The sequence below is a fragment of the Microbulbifer mixtoriginis (SeqCode) genome (genome assembly GCF_052467515.1).
Genome location: NZ_CP174314.1, coordinates 2,014,965 through 2,034,732, shown reverse-complemented (window position 1 = coordinate 2,034,732; position 19,768 = coordinate 2,014,965). Strand labels below are relative to the sequence as shown.

The 19,768-nt window shown below is 48.3% G+C and carries 16 protein-coding genes and 1 pseudogene; 6 read left to right on the top strand and 11 right to left on the bottom strand.

Annotation, left to right across the window (positions count from 1 at the left end; all coding sequences use genetic code 11):
• The first annotated feature begins 131 nt into the window (after positions 1 to 131).
• Positions 132 to 1,145: an aldo/keto reductase gene (locus tag ACJJIT_RS08740; RefSeq protein ID WP_444900679.1), complete on the top strand. Its 1,014-nt coding sequence runs from the start codon at positions 132 to 134 to the stop codon at positions 1,143 to 1,145.
• A 392-nt stretch (positions 1,146 to 1,537) separates the two neighbouring features.
• Here the strand turns inward: ACJJIT_RS08740 and ACJJIT_RS08735 are convergent, their stop codons facing one another.
• From ACJJIT_RS08735 to ACJJIT_RS08700, 8 genes and pseudogenes are all read right to left on the bottom strand, one after another.
• Positions 1,538 to 2,818, bottom strand: a complete 1,281-nt coding sequence (locus ACJJIT_RS08735; protein WP_444900678.1) for an NAD(P)-binding domain-containing protein — start codon at positions 2,816 to 2,818, stop codon at positions 1,538 to 1,540.
• 38 nt (positions 2,819 to 2,856) lie between these two features.
• Positions 2,857 to 3,951, bottom strand: a complete 1,095-nt coding sequence (locus ACJJIT_RS08730) for a permease (protein ID WP_444900677.1) — start codon at positions 3,949 to 3,951, stop codon at positions 2,857 to 2,859.
• A gap of 293 nt (positions 3,952 to 4,244) precedes the next feature.
• On the bottom strand, positions 4,245 to 4,568 hold the full coding sequence (locus ACJJIT_RS08725; protein WP_444900676.1) for an ArsR/SmtB family transcription factor: 324 nt from the start codon (positions 4,566 to 4,568) through the stop codon (positions 4,245 to 4,247).
• Positions 4,569 to 4,705: 137 nt separating this feature from the next.
• A complete protein-coding gene (locus ACJJIT_RS08720) occupies positions 4,706 to 5,029 on the bottom strand; it encodes an aldehyde dehydrogenase family protein (protein ID WP_444900675.1) in 324 nt (107 codons plus the stop codon).
• 14 nt (positions 5,030 to 5,043) lie between these two features.
• A pseudogene (locus ACJJIT_RS08715) lies at positions 5,044 to 5,397 on the bottom strand (aldehyde dehydrogenase family protein); the annotation flags it as partial.
• Positions 5,398 to 5,869: 472 nt separating this feature from the next.
• Positions 5,870 to 7,144 carry a serine hydrolase domain-containing protein gene (locus ACJJIT_RS08710; protein WP_444900674.1) on the bottom strand — a complete coding sequence of 425 codons (1,275 nt, stop codon included), beginning with the start codon at positions 7,142 to 7,144 and terminating at the stop codon, positions 5,870 to 5,872.
• Positions 7,145 to 7,521: 377 nt separating this feature from the next.
• Positions 7,522 to 9,015: an aldehyde dehydrogenase family protein gene (locus ACJJIT_RS08705; protein ID WP_444900673.1), complete on the bottom strand. Its 1,494-nt coding sequence runs from the start codon at positions 9,013 to 9,015 to the stop codon at positions 7,522 to 7,524.
• Between the two features lie 179 nt (positions 9,016 to 9,194).
• Positions 9,195 to 10,904, bottom strand: a complete 1,710-nt coding sequence (locus tag ACJJIT_RS08700; RefSeq protein ID WP_444900672.1) for an alkaline phosphatase D family protein — start codon at positions 10,902 to 10,904, stop codon at positions 9,195 to 9,197.
• 311 nt (positions 10,905 to 11,215) lie between these two features.
• On the opposite strand from ACJJIT_RS08700, the gene ACJJIT_RS08695 reads away from it, so the two are divergent.
• The 5 genes from ACJJIT_RS08695 to ACJJIT_RS08675 all read left to right on the top strand — a co-directional run bounded on the left by ACJJIT_RS08695 (position 11,216) and on the right by ACJJIT_RS08675 (position 17,871).
• Positions 11,216 to 12,391, top strand: a complete 1,176-nt coding sequence (locus ACJJIT_RS08695) for a thiolase family protein (protein WP_444900671.1) — start codon at positions 11,216 to 11,218, stop codon at positions 12,389 to 12,391.
• Positions 12,392 to 12,777: 386 nt separating this feature from the next.
• On the top strand, positions 12,778 to 14,043 hold the full coding sequence (locus ACJJIT_RS08690; RefSeq protein ID WP_444890219.1) for a glycosyltransferase family 2 protein: 1,266 nt from the start codon (positions 12,778 to 12,780) through the stop codon (positions 14,041 to 14,043).
• A 53-nt stretch (positions 14,044 to 14,096) separates the two neighbouring features.
• Positions 14,097 to 15,575, top strand: coding sequence for a TackOD1 domain-containing metal-binding protein (locus ACJJIT_RS08685; protein WP_444900670.1), 1,479 nt, complete (start codon positions 14,097 to 14,099; stop codon positions 15,573 to 15,575).
• Entirely contained in the window at positions 15,575 to 16,840 is a 1,266-nt protein-coding gene (locus ACJJIT_RS08680; protein ID WP_444886287.1) for a glycosyltransferase family 2 protein, read from the top strand. The genes ACJJIT_RS08685 and ACJJIT_RS08680 overlap by 1 nt, the downstream gene beginning before the upstream one ends.
• 5 nt (positions 16,841 to 16,845) lie before the next feature.
• Positions 16,846 to 17,871, top strand: coding sequence for an HlyD family secretion protein (locus ACJJIT_RS08675; protein WP_444900669.1), 1,026 nt, complete (start codon positions 16,846 to 16,848; stop codon positions 17,869 to 17,871).
• Here the strand turns inward: ACJJIT_RS08675 and ACJJIT_RS08670 are convergent.
• The 3 genes from ACJJIT_RS08670 to cadR all read right to left on the bottom strand — a co-directional run bounded on the left by ACJJIT_RS08670 (position 17,861) and on the right by cadR (position 19,731).
• Positions 17,861 to 18,286 (bottom strand): acyl-CoA thioesterase, encoded by a 426-nt coding sequence (locus ACJJIT_RS08670; RefSeq protein ID WP_444900668.1) that lies wholly within the window; start codon positions 18,284 to 18,286, stop codon positions 17,861 to 17,863. The two genes, ACJJIT_RS08675 and ACJJIT_RS08670, sit on opposite strands and share 11 nt — an antisense overlap.
• 100 nt (positions 18,287 to 18,386) lie before the next feature.
• Positions 18,387 to 19,241 carry a metallophosphoesterase gene (locus ACJJIT_RS08665; protein WP_444900667.1) on the bottom strand — a complete coding sequence of 285 codons (855 nt, stop codon included), beginning with the start codon at positions 19,239 to 19,241 and terminating at the stop codon, positions 18,387 to 18,389.
• Positions 19,242 to 19,305: 64 nt separating this feature from the next.
• Positions 19,306 to 19,731 carry a Cd(II)/Pb(II)-responsive transcriptional regulator gene (gene cadR / locus ACJJIT_RS08660; protein ID WP_444886291.1) on the bottom strand — a complete coding sequence of 142 codons (426 nt, stop codon included), beginning with the start codon at positions 19,729 to 19,731 and terminating at the stop codon, positions 19,306 to 19,308.
• Positions 19,732 to 19,768: the final 37 nt, after the last annotated feature.

The window sequence follows — 19,768 nt, the reverse complement described above, 5'->3', positions numbered from 1 at the left end:
TAGTAATCAGCTGCAGTTTTTATGCTAAGTACATTGGTAACGGGACGTAACTGGCTAGTCAGGCATTTTTAACCACCTGACCAAATAGTCAAAAACTCTTAAGTTAAGAATTTCATTGATGGGAGAAGCAAGTGAAGCTGAAAAATCTATTGCCCAGCAAGCTCGGATTTGGCACAGCACCTCTTGGCAATATGTTCCGCGAGATTCCGGATGCTGAAGCCTTGGCAACGGTACAGGCGGCCTGGAATAGCGGTATCAGGTATTTTGACAATGCGCCATTCTATGGAGCCGGTCTTGCAGAAATTCGTATGGGTGAGGCGTTATCTAGCTTCCCACGCGAAGACTATGTTATCAGCACCAAAGTTGGCCGCTTAATTTTGGATGAAGTTGAAGATGTAGCGAACCGAGATATTCAAGATAAGCGTGAGATTTTCAAGTATGGTCGCCCCAATAAGGTTGTTAATGACTACTCATACGATGCAACAATGCGCTCGATAGAAGGCAGCCTCAAGCGGTTAAAGACCGATCGTATTGAAATTGCATGGGTTCACGATGTTGCCCAGGATTTCTATGGTGACGAATGGCTTGGCATTTTTGAAAGCGCGCGGAAAGGTGCTTTCAGGGCTCTCGATAAACTGCGCGATGAAGGCGTAATTCAAGCTTGGGGCCTGGGGGTAAACAGAGTGGAGCCGATTGAAATACTTCTTGATCTTGAAGAACCCCGCCCCGATGGCTTTTTACTCGCTGGCCGCTACAGCTTGCTGGATCACTCTCGAGCTCTCCAGAGAGTAATACCACAGATAATAGAACGCGACCTCGGTATCGTAGCTGGAGGCCCCTATAGCTCCGGAGCGCTAGTCGGAGGACCAAATTTTGAGTACGCGCCAGCATCAGACTCGATACTGCAAAAAGTTTCCAAAATCAAAGCGATTGGCGATAAGTACGGAGTTAGCACTAAGGCTATTGGTTTGCAATTTGTACTGGCCAATCCAGCCATTGCTGCGGTGATACCAGGTGCGAGCAAACCTAGTAGGATCAAAGAAGATGTTGAGGCTATGGAAACTAATATCCCTGATGCTCTATGGCAAGAATTGCGTCAAGAACACCTTGTCGATGACTCCGTTCCACTGCCAAATGGAAAGTAAGGGTTTATTGTAAAAAGTAAGAAATAGTAGCTTAGGTGTAGTAGTTCAGGCTTGGTCTGACAGGGCACTGTCTAGATAACCGACAACTGTTGTATCAAGTCTAAACTACTTCAAAATGATATCTCCAGCCAATCAGGCCTGGACACTTTTTTAATATAGAAACACAAACATTACAAAAAGACATCGTACTCGATATAAACAGGGAGAGTACGATCTTTCAAATGATTTTATTATATCTTGTTTTCTATAAACGCTAGCCCTTTCATAAGAGAACCCACCTACCGCCCTATACAAATCACGTTGTGGATGTTCTGGCAAGCCAAAGATGCACTCTTTGTTAGCACTTGCCAGAACCTATATTTTTAATTTGTGATCTTGAATTTTTATTTCATTTAGTTACAGCAAGATACAATACTCTCTGCTGTGGCACCGGAACTACCCAAGCTACTGGGAAATTGCACAGCAACTTGCCGAGCAGCCTCGTGATTACCGGCTAACTCATCAGCAATCGAACGCACCTGTTCATAGCCAGTCAGCGCTAGAAAGGTTGGCGCTCGACCATAAGATTTCATGCCTACCATATAGAATCCTTTATCGAAATGAGATAACTCTTCTACACCATGGGCCTTTACAGAACCACAGGAATGAAGGTTAGGATCTATCATTGGCGCCAGTGCACTAGGGGCCTCAACGATAGGATCAATATCCAACCTTATTTCACGCAGCATCTGCAGGTCCGGCCGGAAGCCCGTGGTGACAACAATCTTGTCCGCCTCAAGTACTTTTTCCTCACCTTCACTCAAAAGGGTCACACGCAAACCGTCAGCGACACGATCAATTCGCTGTATTTGGATTTGTGTTATCAGCTGCAATGCGTTGCTGTCTATCGCATGTTTGGCGGCAAGACCCAGCTCTTTTCGGGCGGGCACCTTGTCATTGATACCATTGCCCAGAAGTTTGTCTATATTGCTCTTACGCAAACCCCAAACTATACGGGTTTGCGGTGCATCTTTCTGCAGTTTCAGCAGGGCCATGACGATATTCATCGCGGAATGGCCAGCACCCAGTACAAGGGTCTTCTTACCTTCGTAACCATCTCTCTCACTATCAAGTACGTCGGGAATCCCGTAGGTAATTAGATCTCTATTTTCCACCTCACCTGGCACAGCTAACCCATCAAGACCAATCGGGTTTGGTGTCGACCAAGTTCCGGAGGCATCGATAATAGACTTGGCATATTCAATATGTGTATTGCCTACACCATCTTTGTAATGCACCGTGTATAGCGCACTATCACGATCTGACGAAGTGTGTTTACTGTGATTTTCTCGTGAAACCGCAGTCACTTCAGCGCTGTAGATAATTACCGAAGCCAATTCTGGGGTTTGTGATGCTGGATGCAAATATCCCTCTACAATTTCTCTGCCAGTAGGGAGGTACTCTTTATCTGGGTAGTGCCAGCCGTTTTTCTGAAGAATGGAAGCAACCGTTTCATCGATCATATAAGACCAGGGGGTAAATACCCGTACATGCCCCCACTCCAACATAGCACTACCTGCAGATGTACCTTTTTCAAGTACCAGTGGTTGTAGGCCTCGGGATAAGAGTTGAGCCGCGGCGGCAATACCGATAGGGCCGGCACCGATAACAATCACATCATGGACGTTTTTCATTGGTCATTACTCCTAAAAGAATCTCTAGTTACAATTACTTAAAAGAGGAAGCTGTATAAATAGCCGGCTGTTACCGCCATACCTAAAACAACAGTCAAAAAAGCAGCTATCATTTGGGTTTTGAAAATCGACTTCAGCAGTATCACTTCGGTCAGGCTAGCGCCGGCACTACCAATAATCAGCGCCATCACTGAGCCCAGTGCCATACCCTTTTGTACCAGTCCAGCACTCAATGGAATGACGGCCGAGGCGCGAATATAGAGAGGAATACCAATAACAGCCGCGATAGGTATCGCATACCATTTGTTCTCACCGGCATAGGCTACGATCAGATCGGTAGGCACAAACCCATAAATAAAGGACCCGAGCGTAATACCAATCAGCAGGTAAGGTAGCGTTTTCTTAAAGTCCTTCCAGGTAGACAGCCAGATAGTGAACCAACGGCTGGGTTTCGAAGCCTCTGACTGAGCTTTGTTTGCGCAAGTGTTTTCCTCTGGTTTCTTTGCCGAACAACCACCAGCTGTCGCCGCCTTTTCAAACCCAGACCCTGTTGCTGCTGCAAGTAAAGGAACGCCCTGGGCTGCAAAACTTGTGGCAGTGCCTCGCTCAGAAACACCCCCACCCACCGCAGGCTGGGCCTCACTCTTCTTAGAACCCGAGTTACAACCTCTGGACTCCAGGTAAGCTTCATCACGTACAAACCGTTCAAAGCCAAGCTTCTCCAAAAGAAACCCAGCCAACACTGAGACTGCCATCGCAAGCGTGAAATAGAGAATGGCTACATTTAGCCCGAAGGTAACAACCAACAGACCAATAACCACTGGATTTAATAATGGACTGGAAAGTAGAAATACAACAACTGGGCCAAACCCTGCTCTAGCCCTTAACAGCCCTTTAATGAACGGGATGGTGGAGCAGGAGCAAAATGGAGTAATCGCACCGAGGAGCGCAGCAATAAAATATCCCTTACCTCGGCGCGAACTCAGGGTTGCTTGAACTTTGTCAGGGGAAATGTACTCCTGCAACACCCCCACAAGGTAGCTGATCACTAAAAACAACACCGTCAGCTCAACTGCGAGGAAGGCAAACATATTGAGTGCCTCCTCCAGCATGGTGACTAACTCAGCAGACATCATGTAAATTCCTCCAAAACGATAACTATATTTCTAGAATTATCGAAATATTGATTGCAGTCAAGTTATTTCTAGAAATATAGAAGCATTAATTAGAGCCAAATCGACTCCATCAGTTTGGGACTATTCAGTCTCGTGGGTTGACCATATGGTCAACATGTTTGAGCCACTAGACTTGGCTGCTTTCAGAAGAATAAAAATGGAACAGGAAGCCAGTGACTAGCTAGCGGAGGAGAGTAAAAAGATTGAGGGGGGGGGCTGAAGGAAGCCTCGACAAGAGGGATACGCCTCTCTCACTCCGGCTTACTGCAGCTATCGGCCTGGCCAGCAAAGTCATCATTACAGCATTCATCTTGTAAAAAATGAAGAACACCCACTAAGTGCTGATATTCAGCTACACAATACAGAGTACGACTCTCGCGCCGCTGAGTGATCAAACCGGCAGAAACAAGGCTTGATATATGGTGAGACAAGGTGGAGCCGGGAATTTCGAGCTGTTCCTGAATGCTACCCACAGGAATTCCAGGCATACCCGCTTTAACAATCTTTTTATAGATTAATAACCGAGTTGGATGGCCCAGTTCTTTTAAGGCCTTGGCTACCTCATCAATTCCCATTTTCTGTAACACCCTAACTTCTAGACTTATCGAAATATAAACAATTAAGGTGCAAAGTAAAAGTTACTGGATAACTCTTAGCAAAGCTCCGCAGTTACCCAAAAGGTTTTGTAGTAGGAGTCCCCAGGAATCTTGAGCTAGGAAGGCAATGAGCGCACGACCATCAACCGCTCCTCGGTCATATCCTGAATAGCCCAGCGCACTCCCTCTCGGCCCAAGCCGGAATCCTTCACGCCACCGTAGGGCATATTGTCTACCCGCCAGCTGGGTACATCCCCTATTACCACGCCGCCCACCTCCAGGGTGTCCCAGGCTTTTTGGGCTCTGTACAAATCACGGGTGAAAATCCCGGCCTGCAAACCAAATGCGCTGTCATTGACCTTTTGCAGTACTTCATCGTAATCATCAAAGGCTCCAGTATTGCCATAGGTCCGAAAGCTTCCTGCTTCACTACATTGCAATCACTGGGGGCACTCTCTACTAACGTGGGTTCGAGCATGGCACCATCGTGATTACCACCGCAGAGAAGCGTGCCTCCCTGTTCAACCCCTTCTTTAATCCAGTTATACAATCTTGTCGCTTCCCCCTCTGAAATCATCGGGCCAATAAACGTATGTTCGTTTATTGGATCACCCTTCTTAAGCTTCTTGGTACGCTCCAGCAATGTGGCAGTGCCTCGCTCAGAAACACCCCCACCCACCACAGGCTGGGCCTCACTCTTTTTAGGACCCGAGTTACAAACTCTGGACTCCAGGTAAGCTTCATCACGAACAAACCGTTCAAAGCCAAGCTTCTCCAAAAGAAACCCAGCCAAGACTGAGACTGCCATGGCAAGCGTGAAATAGAGAATGGCTACATCCGGCCATTGCTGCGGTGATACCAGGTGCGAAATCAAAGAAGATGTTAAGGCTTTGGAAACTAATATCCCTGATGCACTATGGCAAGAATTGCGTCAAGAACATCTTGTCGATGATTCCGCTCCACTGCCAAGTAGGAAGGAAGATTTATCTTATAGCCAGACTGGCTCTAACTATCCCTAAGTTGGATTAATTCAGGCTTGACCACTAACTGAAAGCCGGTAACTATGAGATCAAGCTTGAACTACTACACATCATACTGCCCGCTTTGCAGGTGGCTGTTAATTTATATTTAAGTAAGCACTAAACCAATCCACTTGGAGTGCTGACTTAAATTATCTCTCATTCTTAAGGAAGGGTTGCCTAACCTACAATAACCCAGCCAACCTCCCCAAGACCAACATCAACTAACATGTAAAGAATTTCTACAACACTGATCTTGCACTATGATCCTTTTTGTTTTCCAAGATTATTAATAAGGAATTTTGCACGCTCTACTGTTTCAACTAGTTTCTTGGGTACAGCATTGTCTTCCCAATCCTGCATAAAGACCACAGACAAACCGCTATTGAGATCACTAAACCCATATTGCCCATAGGAACCAGCTGTGTAGATAACGTTGTATTCAGGCAAGTACCAGGCTTGAGACCCATATGCCACAGGAGTACCCAACGCAGTGGCAAGTGCCTTGCCACTTTTAGATTTAGCAAGAAGGTCCTTATCAAGATTTTTTACTGAATCATAGAAGCTCTTTGGAGCCTTGCCTTGTGCAATCCACTGATGAAAAAGTGCATAGTCACGTAGGGTAGTACTGATACCATAGGAAGGGCTAGCGGTACCATCAACGGTTAAGGCAATGGAGCCAGAACTATTTGCCCCAAAATCATTAAAGAGATCTGAAAGAAGCTTGTTGAATGGGTGCCCTGAAACTTCTTCTGCAAGTATGGCTAATAGATCAGTGTTTTTATCATTATATGTATATACTTTGCCCGATTCATTCTGGACTTTAGCATTCTTGATGGTATTGCGATGTCCAGTTGGTTTACCCGGCTTTAAGCCTTGCTCAACCTCAAATAAATAGGCTTCACCTCCTGGCACGTGATAATCTGTCGCAGGTAATAAGCCCGAGGTCATATCAAGCACCTCTTGCACCTTGGCTTTTCCAATTTTTGAACCAGCAAAATCAGAGAGATAATCTCCAATCGACAAATTAGGATCTATCTTACCCTTATCAATCAGCTTTGAGATAATGACTCCTGCGTAAGTTTTGGAAGCGGATTGCAAAAGCTGAGTTTGATTGTGATCAAGTCCATTATCATAAAACTCCCCGATAATTTTATTATCTTTCATAACCAGAAAACCTTTTGTTTGAGTGGCATTTAGCGACTCAACGAAAGGCCAGCCCTTGTGGATTTCCAGACTTATATTAAAGGGCTCTTTAACTACCTCCAGATTGGATGGTTTATCGGCACCCATTATATGCACTGTGCCAAAGATGCCATAGTCATCCCAGTGCATGGATGTATATCTGTAATATGGCCAAGTTTGCATATTATTTTGATTAATATCAGATAGATCAAACGGCCGATAAAAATCATTGAGCGTAACTTTTTCTTTAGCTAGAGCAGATGGAAAAGAACTAATCGCCAAGATCATTGCTACACACCCATACTTCAAACATATTCCACCATTTCTCATTGGATTTATCGCTGTTGACATAAAAAAGAACTCGTTGCTGTTTAGCCTGACACGACCTCAATTAACACATCTTCCAAAATCGCAGCAGAATGAAAATTTCTATTTAATTTTAAATACAGAAAAATGTTCTAAACATGATCTCCAACCAAGTGACCGGGAGTTGCACGATTCTTGGCTTCAGGAGGGCGTTCACAGATGGATATCATTTCAACGGTACTTAACTTCGGCAGCTCTTCTGCCGAAACCCTCTTCGCATGTCGCAGGCTGTATTTTGACCTAAAGTCATTCACCAGCCTGTTATTAAGTACGCTTCTAGATGGAAGGGGCAATCCCGCCATATACGCTTAAAGAGCCACTGATCGAGCCGGCATGTTTGTTGAGCCCCTACAAATCTCGAGCTAGGCAGGCAGTGAGCGCACCACCATCAACCGCTCTTCGGTCATATCCTTGATCGCCCAGCGCACCCCCTCTCGGCCCAGGCCGGAATCCTTCACACCACCGTAGGGCATATTGTCTACCCGCCAACTGGGCACATCCCCTATTACCACACCACCCACCTCCAGGGTGTCCCAGGCTTTTTGGGCTCTGTACAAATCACGGGTGAAAATCCCGGCCTGCAAGCCAAATGCGCTGTCATTGACCTTTTTCAGCACCTCATCGAAATCATCAAAAGGCTCGAGTATCGCCACAGGCCCGAAAGCTTCCTGCTGCACTACATTGCAATCACTGGGGACATTCTCTAATAACGTGGGTTCGAGCATGGCGCCATCGCGGTTACCACCGCAGAGAAGCGTGCCTCCCTGTTCAACGCCTTCTTTAATCCAGTTATGTAACCTTGTCGCTTCCCCCTCTGAAATCATCGGACCAATAAACGTATGTTCATTTTTAGGATCACCTTTCTTAAGCTTCTTGGTGCGCTCCAGCAAACGCGCTTTCAGGTCCTCATATAGACTGGAATGCCCATAGATCCTCTGCACACCGATACAGCTCTGGCCCGACTGATAAAAAGCTCCAAAGATCAGGCGTTCTACCGCATCTTCCAGATCGGTATCCCGGTCAATCACACAGGCGGCATTGCCACCCAATTCCAGAATAACCTTCTTGCGCCCTGCCCTGGCCTTCAAGTCCCAGCCTACCGCAGGAGAGCCGGTAAAACTGAGCAGCTTAAAGCGATCATCCACAGTAAACAGGTCCGCGCCTTCGCGGTGACAGGGCAGCACCGAGAAGGCCCCCTTGGGCAGATCGGTTTCCGCCAGTACCTCTGCGATAATCAGGGCACCGATCGGGGTTCTACTCGCGGGTTTGAGCACAAAGGGGCAGCCGGCAGCAATGGCTGGAGCCACTTTATGGGCCGCAAGATTCAATGGGAAATTAAACGGTGAAATAAAAGAGCAGGCCCCTACTGGAACCCGTTTAACAAATCCCCGGTAGCCTGCGCTGCGCTTGGAGATTTCCAGATTGATAATCTCCCCATCAATACGCACCGCCTCTTCTGCGGCCACACGGAAGGTATCAATCAAACGGGAGACTTCCCCACGGGTATCGTGGATCGGTTTACCCGCCTCAATACACAGGGCCACGGCCAACTCTTCAAAGCGAGTCTGAAAGCGCTGTACACAGTGATCCAAGACTTGCTGGCGTTTGTAGGGCGGAAACGCAGCCATGGGTTTTTCTGCCAGCAAGGCCCAATCAATCGCGCTATCGATCACCTTGGCATCTGCCATGGCAACCTGTGTTGCCACCTCGCCGGAGTACTTATCGGTTACATCCAGCTCGGTATTGGCATAGATGGCTTCATTGGCCAGGTAGTAGGGGTACGCTTTCTGTAACATCAATGGCTCCTGGTGGTATTCACGGTGAGCATCGACATCGGAACCCGCTCGATCTGTCACGAGGGTATAGGTTACCCAGAGACAGATAGCAACACGGATAGCTTCTATAGGCCTTAGGGACTGAGGGGCTGACCCAAATCTAGAAAGGTAGGCGTTGATACAACAGGCGCGGGAAAGCGCCACCACAGTCACTGAGGTGAGTCACTGGGTGGCGCTATTAAAGATGGTTATTGGTTTGGCTATTTCTCCGTCAGCCACATACCTTCGGGTTCGTAGTTAAACGTTTTGTAGGTCTTTTTATTGGTGGATGGGTTGTCTGACTTTTTGTCAATGTCATAGACAGTCCAATTCAGCTCGCTGTGGTTGAACTCAATCACCGCATAACCATAGATATTGCTGACAAAATCCTTGATATGCGGATTGTTAACCTGCACGCCTCCATTAAGCAATGAAGTGAATACGCTACCCACGTCGACCCCTCTCTCTACCGTATCATTCAGGTTCGGTGACGAGATCGAAGGGGTCATCAGCTCAATGCCTACCAAGTTGTCATAGTCCCAGTTGCTGATCTTGTTGAAGTTCACTTTCAGGTAAGAGGCAATACTGGTGTGCAGATCCCCGGTCAGCACAACAAAATTATCGACACTGTTGTCTTTCACACTGGAGAGAATTTTCTCACGCTCCCATTGATAGCCATCCCAGGCATCGTAGTTAGCGAATACCAGGGGGCGCCCCAGTGCGGTGCCTGCTAACTGGGCAAGCAGGGTCTGGTTACCCCAAACTTTCCAGCGGGCATTGGAATTGACCAAGCCATTAATCAGCCAATCCCGTTGGGTTTTCCCCAGCATGGTTTGGGATTTCTCTTCGTAATCGGTGCACCAGTAGTTTTCCCAGGCACTACCGTCTTTGCAGGGCTCTTTGGTGCGATAGGTTCGGCTATCGGTCATATATAAGTCGACCAAATCGCCGAATTGGAAAGAGCGGTAAATTTGCAGGTAGTCGAAGGCGTGGCTGGCCGCTTCATCCACTTTTACACGAGCCGGTACATACTCAATCCAGGCCTGTTGCGCATCGCGGCGCAGCTGGCGCAATTGCTCGGGGTTGTTAGCGCCAGTTTGGTAGGGATGGGATGGCACACCCAGGGTATCGCGATCGTAATCCCAGTAGGCGTTATCCGCAGTTTCGTGGTCATCCCAGGTGATAATAAAGGAATGCATTTCCATCGCCCGCTGCAGGTTTTTATCCTTGCGGTATTCCCGGTAAATATGGCGATAGTCTTCGAGATCCATAGCCACATTACCGCCGGAAGGCAGGCTCATTGGGTGAACAATCGCATCCTCAAAACCTTCGTACTGCGCGTACTCATAGATGAAGTCTCCCAAGTGCAATACGCAATGCACATCTTCATCGGCCAAATGGCTGTAGGCGTTATAATAGCCCGTGGTGTAATCCTGACAGGTCACCACCGCCATTTTGATACTTTCCAGCCCACCAGTTGGCAGGGTATGGCAGCGCCCGGTGCGGCTGCACAGTGCGCCGTATTTAAAGCGGTAGTAGTAACGCTGATTGGGAGACAGATAGCCTTCCAGGTCGATGTTTACGGTGTAGTCACGATCCGCACTAATATCCTCAGCATTGATCTCAGCACTCAACACCGGCTGGGTAAATGACTCGTCCAAAGCCACATCCACATACAGGATTTGGCCGGGTACAAAGGCAGCGGGGTTGATATGGGTCCAGAGCACCACACCAGTTTGGCTGGGATCACCCGAGGCCACAGACAAATCGAAGATCAACCCATCCTGATCGACATCGTAGCCCGAGGGGCTGCCACTCAGATTAAAGCGCGCATAGGTTTCGCTATTGCTAGCCGCTAATGAGCGAACGGTAAATGGTGTAAGCAGCGCAAGCCCCATGGCTTGCACAAATGTACGGCGAGAAACAGTCATAAACCCCAACTTCCTGTTTGTTATTTAGAATTCGAATAATGTGAATTGGCGCGCATTTTATAGAAATGCGTACCAACAAAGAAGTCGGTTTATTCTACGAAGTATTAAATTTTGATGAAGGTTTAACCGAAAAAAGTCGATATACGCTACATTAGTCACACCTGACAGCTTGGCAGGATAGTAGATACCAGGGAAGTGGCAGGTCAATAAACTATCTTTAACCCCCCTAACCCTCCAGATAATGCTTCCAGTACAAAGTAATATCAGCTGTTCTACTGTTTACAAAAGCCTCAAAACTCAGGGCATACCCCATGCGAGACGTTGCCGTTGTTGCCTACTGTAGAACCGCAATCGCCAAAGCAAGGCGCGGTGCCTTAAACCAAACCCACGGTATCCCCATGGCCGCGCATGTCATCAAGGAAGCGCTGCACAGAGCTACTTTGGATCCCGAGGAAGTAGAAGACGTTGTACTGGGCTGTGGATTACCTGAGGGGGCAACCGGCCACAATATCGCTCGCAACGCCGCCCTATTTGCAGGTTGTGGCGTCAAAGTGCCCGGTATGACGATTAACCGCTACTGCGGCTCGGGTCTCAATGCCGCATCGATCGTAGCGAATCGGATCGCCAGCGGGGAAATGCAGGTCGGCGTTGCCGGTGGCGTAGAAAGTATTAGTCTCGTGCAGTTTAGCCTGAACCTGAATCACTTTGTCTATGAGCCCCTGCAACAACAAATCCCCGCGGTTTGGTGGACCATGATCCAAACAGCGGATTTCGTCGCTGACACCTTTTCTATCAGCCGGCAGGCACAGGATGCCTATGTGGTGGAGTCACAAAAACGCGTGGCGGAAGCGCACAGAGCAGGCAAATTTGCCGAAGAAATCGTTCCTTTTGAGACAGTCATGTCGATAAAAGATAAAGAGACTGGGCAGATCTCAGAAAAGACAGTGTTGCTGAAAGAAGATGAAGGCCCACGCCCTGGTACCACCCTGGAAGGGTTATCGGCTTTAGAGCCAGTGAATGATGGCGGCACGGTAACCGCGGGCAACGCTTCGCAGCTCTCTGATGGCGCTGCGGCCGTCGTCATGATGGATGCCGAGCTGGCCGCCAAAAGAAATCTGCCCATTCTGGGGCTATTTCGTGGTATGCAGCTTGCAGCGGTGGCCCCCGATGAAATGAGTATCGCCGTGGCGCCAGCCATCAAGCGCTTAATGAAGCATCAGGGGCTTTCTATGGGAGAGATAGACCTTTGGGAGTTACACGAAGCCTTTGCCGTTACCACCCTCTATAACCAAGCGGAACTGGACACCCCTTGGGATATTACTAATGTTAATGGTGGCGCCATTGCCCTTGGGCACCCCTATGGGATGTCCGGCATTCGTTACCTGGGTTCTTCACTGATGGAGCTCAAGCGCAGAGATGCGCACAAGGCGGTTATCGGGGTCTGTACTGCTGGCGGGATGGCCACAGCAGTATTCCTTGAGCGCTAAGCCAGTTACAAAGTCTTCCCCTCTGGCCGCCCTACCCCTGGCCACTTTGTACTTGTAACAAGTAAAAACAAGCGAACTGGAACACACAAGCTGGTTCAACCATCGCTACCTAGAAATTGATCCCTTCTGTTGAGGCCACCTATAGCGCCTGAGCGCCTGGTCTGCTGGACAATTTGGCGTCTCGATCCTCTCAATATATCGTATCTATGGCTTCAAAGTGCCCGGAAAGAAGCCTGCAATTGCCACCAGGTTTGCCTCGCAACTGGAGGAATAGCCATGTCCCGGCTCAAAGAGAGCCACAGCCAAGACACTCTCTGTAAAGACGCTCTCTGTAGCTGCTCACCGAACAAGCAGCTTAAAGCCTCCATCAAAGGTGTATTGCACTGATGATGGAGACAATCCATGACGGCTTTATTTTTCTCTCTGCACAGAGCCGGGGCGCTCTGTTTATCATGTTCTGGATCGTGATTTTTCTGGAACTCCCTCGCTATATCTTCTCTTTCTTCACCGCGGTTTTCTTTTTTAGCTCAAGGATCGAGAAAGAAGTAGATCTGGAGAAAATCGGCAAAATTTCGGTGATTATTGCCGGCCATAACGAGGAGGAGTCGATCGAAAAGTGTGTGCACAGTCTTTGGGCGCAAAGTGTTAAGCCCTATGAGATCATCGTGGTGAGCGATGGCTCCACCGATGGAACCAGAAAAGTGATGTCCAGCTTACTGACCCGAGGACTCATTCAGGGAGCCCATGCGACAGAACTTAGAGGCGGTAAGGCCTCCGCACTAAATCTGGGAATACGCTTTTGCACTGGCGATATCGTTATCACCGTAGACTGTGATTGCTCCTTTGAGCACCACACCATGAAGGAAGTGTTACTCCCCTTTGAAGACCCCAAAGTGGGGGTGGTTTCCGGTAATGTTTTTGTGCGCAACCCTCACGATAACCTACTCACCGCATTTCAAACCATCGAATACATTGTCAGTATCTCCCTCGGCAGGCATGCATTGGCCATGATCAGGCAAATGTGCTGTGCATCTGGCGCCTACAGCGGGTTCCGAAAAACCGCTATTGACCAGATTGGTGGCTTTGATTCCGGTGGGGGGGAAGATCTGGATATTACTTTTCGCCTGCGCAACTACGGCTGGGATATCGCCTTCGCCCCAGAGGCGATCTGCTATACGGATGTACCCACGAATATCCTGACTCTAATTCGCCAGCGCTTGCGTTGGGAGCGGGATGCTGTGCGTTTGCGTTACCGCAAGTACGCCCACTTTATCAATCCTTTTAAGCGCCGCATCAAATTCGAAGAGTTCTTTCATCAATTTGAGTTCTTGATCTTTAATGTGATCGCTGCTATCGCTTTGCCCATCTACTTGGTCTGGCTGTTTGCGAGTTATGGCAGTAATGCCTGGTTTATTTTAATCGGTGCACAAATAGTGTTGATAATGCTGGATTGCCTCACCTTTGCGCTCGCCTCCTATGCCACCTACAAATTCAGTACTTTTCCACTCTGGCCCTTTCTTATTGGCTACAGCATCCTCTATGTCAACTTGATGCGTGTAGTACGGCTTTATGCCTACGTACAGGAGTGGATCTTTAGAACCTCCTATGCGGATTCCTTCGCCCCTTCAAAAGTACATAAGGTAAGGGAGTAAATTGCTGGGAATACCCCAGAAGCCGATAGTTATTCCTTGGCGACCCCACTTTTTTGACTGAAACTCGACTTTATAGTCAATCGCGATACCCAGCTCATAAGACCCAGCCTTATCTCCTTATTTCCTGCGGGCTGGCGCTTCAGCCCTCGTGGTCTATCGTTTTACTTAAGGCGGAATTTTACCCGCCAACCGTATCAACCAAGTACAACCGGCGTCAGTTTGCCCCTTCTGTAGGAGGGTTTGCCATCTCCTTTCTCACTGATGCATACAACTATTATCGCTGGCCCAGTGATTTTAATACGGTGCATCCAGGCATTGAGAAGTGTGATGCCCTGGTGGTTGAGGAGCCCATGACTCCTAAGTGCATTGAAAAACTCTGGAACAGCCAGATAGGCTTGCACCTGCTACCGGTGATTGACCTAACCGGCACACTGGGAGTCAGGGCAGACCTGGATGCCTCTAACACGCTCAAGGCTGACCCTACAGAGTACGGCAAGTTGATCGATTCCTTTAACTTTCGCCGCTCTCAGTTGCACCCGGATTTCTACAACCCCCAGAACGATGACGACAAAATCCTGGCCCGCATCTTTGTCTCCGGGATAAGCCTAACCCCTAGCTACCAGCCAGATTCGCGCACCACCGTATGCTTTAACACCCTGTTAGATTCAGAAACGGTATTGCACGAATGCGAAAAAATGATGACGGCCGAATTACTGGCCGGCAGCTTTTTTGACCGCCGGCATATTTGTAACGGTTGCAGCGCCTCTCAATTTAATGTGCGCGAAGAGTGCCCGGAATGTCGATCCCCCAACTTGAGAGAATCCTTCTATCTGCACCACTTTAAGTGCGCCTACCTGGGTCCTGAAGACGACTTTCGCCAGGGCGAATACTTGATCTGCCCCAAGTGCCGAATGGAAATGAGCCATTTCGGCAGTGATTACGACAAACCGGGCACCATTTTGATATGCAACTCCTGCGGCAAATCCAGTTCAGAAACAGAAGTTGGCTTTTTATGCCTTAATTGCGATACCCATATAGATGGCGATTCGGTAAAAACCGGGGATATTTTTAAATATAGCCTCACCGAAAAAGCCGTTCATTACCTGCATGCCGGCCATGCATTCCTGGAACTCACCCAGCAAAGCCCTATCTTTGCCGGGCTTCCATTCGAACTTATCGTGGTTTTAAACAAAGAGCTGAAAGATTGGAAAAACAATGAGAGCGAATTTGCCCTGCTCTGCATCAAATATGAAAATGAATATTTGATCGAGCAAGAACACGGTAACCGCCAATTTTTTCATAGCCGCAATCAGTTTTTCCAGAGTTTAAGCCACTCGCTAAAAAAGGTGATGAAAGGGGAATACCCGGTTACCGCGGCCAAAGGCAGGATGGAAGATTTTATTCTGGTAAGCCATATCAGTCAGAAAGATCTGTACAAATTTAGTGAAGAAGCCGGGCAAAGAGCCGCGAGCTCTCTGCGACTGGATGTGGAACCCATCCTCCAGGTCTATGGCCCCGAGGACCTGAGCTAATGTGGGAAGAAATTCAGGACGGCTACTATTACCTTATCTCTCAAAGCTATACAACGCTTTTTTTGATGCTCTGGGTGGTGGTGATCTTCGAGATCCCCCGCTACTTATTTTCGTTCTTTACTGCGCTGGTTTTTTTTAGTTCGAAACCAGAATTTGAAGCAGACTTTAAAAGTCTGGGGAAAGTTTCTGTGATTATTGCCGGTCACAACGAAGAGGACGCTATAGAGAAATGTGTACTCAGCTTATGGGAGCAAAGCCGCCCTCCCGATGAGATTATTGTAGTAAGCGATGGTTCCACAGATGGGACTAGAGATAAAATCCGTCAACTCTTAAAAATAGGCCTGATTCATGGTGCACATTCGACAGAATTGCGCGGAGGGAAATCTGCTGCAGCAAACCTAGCCATTCGCTATACGACAGGGAAAATTATCCTAAACGTTGACTGCGACTGCTCCTTCGACTATCACGCCATAAAGAATATCTTACGTCAGTTCGATGATCCCGAGGTCGGGGGGGCATCAAACAATATTTTAGTGCGCAACTGGGATGTGAATTTACTTACAGTTTTTCAGGCAATTGAATATATCATTAGCATTTCTCTAGGTAAGCACGCGCTTTTCATGCTAGGACAAATGTCCTGTGCTTCTGGAGCTTTTAGTGCTTTTCGTAGAACGGCTTTAATACAGGTAGGCGGTTTTGACTCCGGCGGCGGTGAAGACCTGGATGTCACATTGCGCTTACGCCACTATGGTTGGAAAATTGGCTACGCTGCTGACTCCATCTGCTATACCGATGTCCCCACCAACCTAGCAACGTTGATCCGGCAAAGGTTTCGCTGGGAAAGAGATGCCGTTCGCCTACGCTTCAGAAAGTATCGCCACTTCATTAATCCGCTTGAACGTCGCCTTAAATTTAGGGAATTTTTTCATCAATTCGAATTCCTGCTCTTTAATGTAATTGCCATCTTAATTCTGCCAGTTTACTTAGTCTGGCTATTTTACCATTACGGCGTTAATGGCTGGTTTATTCTGATAGCGGCTCAGATTGTCCTGATCATAATGGACATTATTACCTTCACCCTCAGCGCACTTGCCACAAATAAATTTAGAGCCACTCCAATTTGGCCCTACCTGCTGGGATACAGTATTTTGTATGTCAATCTGATGCGTATCGTTCGGCTCTACTCTTATATTCAGGAGTGGGTATTTAAAACCTCCTATTCCGACACTTACGCACCCTCCAAAGTGCATCGTGTTAGGGAGTAAGTTCAATGAGAACTATACGAAAACATATCCGCCCAGACACCATGGCCAGTGAAGTCCGCCCCCATCATAGTGCCATTGGGCGGCGCATCTATATCGGGGTATTGATATTATTTGCCCTGGCTATTCTGCGCTATCTATTTGGGGATTTGTTTATCCTCAAAGGAGACGGGCTGGTCCTTAGGGATTACGCCGCAGTCGAGATGGGTTATATCACCAGAGTGACCGCGGTAGAGGTTGATGAGGGGGAATCTGTTAAGGAGGGGCAGCTACTCCTCAAAATAGAATCCATGGAACTACTGGAGCGCTTGGCAGATCTCTCCAGCCGCCAGGCCAACCTGATTCAAATTTCCGCCGAGTTTACCCTGCTTTCCGAGACGGCCAAACAACTGCTGGTTCCTGCAGAACACCGCAAGCAAGAGATAGAAGAGATTCTGGCGCGAATCAATAAGCTGGCCGATAAGGGTTTTGTTAGCAAGATCACCTATCAGGAAGTACTCAGGGATAACTTTAATGCGGGCCAGGAACTGGTCAAGATTCAGGTAGAAAGCACCACGCTAGACAAGAAAAGAAAAGCTGTCGATGCAGCAATCAAGGTAGCCGGAACGGCCTACCAGAGGCTGAAAGACCACTACGATGATGGCCAAGTCCGCAGCCCGGTAAATGGCTTGGTTGGCGCTACTATACCCTCTGTAGGCGATGTCTACCGTGAGGGGGAACCCCTAATGCAAGTCTATTGGGGGGAACCCTATGTACTCGCCTATATGCCGCGCCGATATATTCTTGCTCTTCGGCCGGGCATGGTTGTCACGGTCAAGAGTGGCCGCTACAAAGATAAAGGCGTGATCTCTGAGTTACTGCCTATTTCCGATCAACTACCGGAAGAATTCCAGAATACGTTTAAACCCCAGGAGCGCAATCAGCTCGCAAAAATTGTACTCTCTGATCCAGAGCAATTTCCCTTATCTGAAAAGGTACAAGTTACTCTGGAAATAAACTGGAAAGATCTCTTTGTAGAGAACTTTATGGATTAGAGGTTTGCCGGGCATTAAATTCTGTCAGTGCCGCCCTCAACCATTCCGGCAAGGTGATCTTCTGTTTGGTTTCAACCGAAAGGGTGACATAGGTAATTGTTGCCGTAAAAGCCAATAGGTCTGGATTAAGATAAGCCTGCACAAGAAAGGTAAACGACTGATTGCCAACCTTGTGTACACTGACTTTAAGTTGTAACTCCTGGTCCCAAGTAACCGGGCTTAAGAATTCCAGATTAAAAGCCCGCACCGGTGTCAGGAACCCCCGCTTCTTCATAGTGGCTATAGCCGGCCCATCAAATAAAATAGACATGGCTTCATGGGTGGCCTCCAGGGCAAAATTGGAAAACCTCGGGGTATAAACAATACCCTCGGGATCACAGTCCCCAAACAAGACCTTGCGCTTGATAGTTATCATAAGAGGTTCTCCCATTAAGCCAGGCAACCATTCTAATCCAGCGCTCTATTTACATCCTGCCAAAGCAGATAACCAATCCAACCAACCATAAACTGCTTATTTATTCACCACGGCTAAAAAGCCTCAGCAAAGTGACTTCTGGCGGCACCAGAAATCTTACCGGCAGGATACTGGTGCCTACCCCTGGGCTCACAAACAGGTGTTTGCCCTCCTCTTCGATATGCCCAATGGCATAGCGCTCCCCGTAGCGGGAGGGCACAATCGGACGGCCAATCAAGGGGAAAAATACCTGGCCGCCATGGGTGTGGCCGGCAATCGTCAAGGCAATCCGTTGTGGAATTTGGGGAAATATATCTGGGTTGTGAGTGAAGGCTAAGACTGTCTCCGACTCTTCAATGGCAGACATTGCCCGATCTATATTGTGTGGTCCCTCCCAGAAATCACTGATGCCAACCAACTGAAAGGCACAGTGGCCGCTACTGATCTTGGTGGATGCATCTTCCAGCAGCGGGATGCCTTTCTCAGTAAAAGCCCGCTCTACTCTTTTTGGGTCCAGCCACCAGTCATGATTGCCCATTACGGCAAAAACGCCCAAGGGTGCCCTGAGGCCGGCAAGCACTTCAGCGGCGCTCTCCGGTGTCACAAAAGAACCACCGACGACCCCCTGAATAACAAAGTCACCGGGGAGTAGCACTAAGTCAGGACTGCTGGCATTTACTTGGTTAACCAATGAGCGCAGGCTTTCAATACCCTTATAGGGGGAACCCACATGTAAATCCGCCAATACCGCCACGCTTAAACCGCTACAGGAAGCTGGCCAAGATTCCAGGCTGAGCGCTTGCTCATTGATCCTGAAGCTTCTTGGCTCAGCGAAAAAAGCCCAAACGGCAAGGGTAAGAGCAACAACCAGAGCCACTAGAAAGACAACCCGGTACTTTCCCCGTGGCCAGCTCAATAATTCTCCCGATAACTTACTCAACAATTTTTTCAATAAGGCACTCTCAACTTACAGATAACTTTTATACGGTGCTTTGCGCCGGGTGGCAGTCACAACTGGAGAGTTCTCGTACAATCTCACAGGAATCAGTAGAACCGGGGCCGCCACACTGGCTGCGCAATGCCAGCAAACTCTTCCGCAATTGCTCGAGTAATGCCATTTGGCTGTCCACCCTATCAATATGCTCATCTACCAACGCATTGATTTCAGCACAGTGCTCTCTCGGTTGCTCCCGCAAGGTTAACAGTTTGCGTATATCCTCAATGGGCATATCGAGGGAGCGACAGTGCCGTATAAAACGCAATTGCGCCAAGTGCGCTTCTGAATACAGGCGATAATTGCCTTCGGACCTCAATGGTTGTGGCAGCAAGCCCACCTGTTCGTAGTAACGCACCGTTTCCACCTTGCAGCCTGCCTGCTTGGCCGCCTCCCCTATTCGGTAACGCATGCCGGTGTCCCCTTGACTCTATAGTTACTAGAGGGAT